The 763-nt window shown below is 45.3% G+C and carries 1 protein-coding gene; it reads right to left on the bottom strand.

The annotated features are described in order from the left end of the window. Nucleotides 1-763 (bottom strand): replicative DNA helicase (locus ACGF5R_RS24250; protein ID WP_387693180.1); only part of this gene is annotated, 763 nt, incomplete at both ends.

Below are 763 nucleotides of genomic sequence, written 5' to 3'. Positions count from 1 at the left end.
AGATGGCATTGGGCGTTTGTTGGCGCGTTCCTCAATATTCCTGTTAAGCTGAGTTAGCAGAACAACAACAGTGTCGAGTTCTTTTGCCAGTATCTTGAGGCCCTTTGTGATGTTGCCATACGCAATATCATTCCGATCCGCTTTCTCAGTCTTCATCAGTGTTAGATAGTCAACACCGATAAAACCTATCTTCCCAACTTTACGCTTGATTTTACGACACTGTGACTGGATATGAGCGAATGACATTCCAGGAGTATCATCAATCCAGACATTAGGAGTATCTTTCAGCTCACCGATTGCCTGACAGAGTAGAGCCCACTCATAATCGTCATCAGTGCCACCATAGAACACATCAGAATTTAGTCCTGATTTCTGACTCACCATCCGCTCGAATAGTTGCTCGTCCGTCATTTCCATACTGAACAGCAAAACGGGCTGACCGCTCCTGGCGACATTTTTTGCCATCTCAGTTAATACTGTGGTTTTTCCCATCTTTGGGCGTGCGCCAATCACAAACAGAGAACCGTTAACAATGTATTTGGGAGCGAGTATTTCATCAAAATCCCGAAATCCAGTTTTCAACCCCCTGTGCAATTCTGGATTGTTAAACCGTGCCTCAAGTTTTTCAAACCAACGATCAGCAATCTCACTAATGGGCTTGAGTCCAGTCTTGTGTCCAGTAGTGCCATTCTCAGTAGCCTCGCCGATCAGTCGTTGAGCCATGTCCATTTTTTCAGCAAACGTGAGGGTACTAGGCGTCATC

The organism is Photorhabdus sp. RM71S, from assembly GCF_042879355.1.
Taxonomy (GTDB): Bacteria; Pseudomonadota; Gammaproteobacteria; order Enterobacterales; family Enterobacteriaceae; genus Photorhabdus; species Photorhabdus kayaii.
This window is presented reverse-complemented; position numbering and strand designations above follow the sequence as displayed.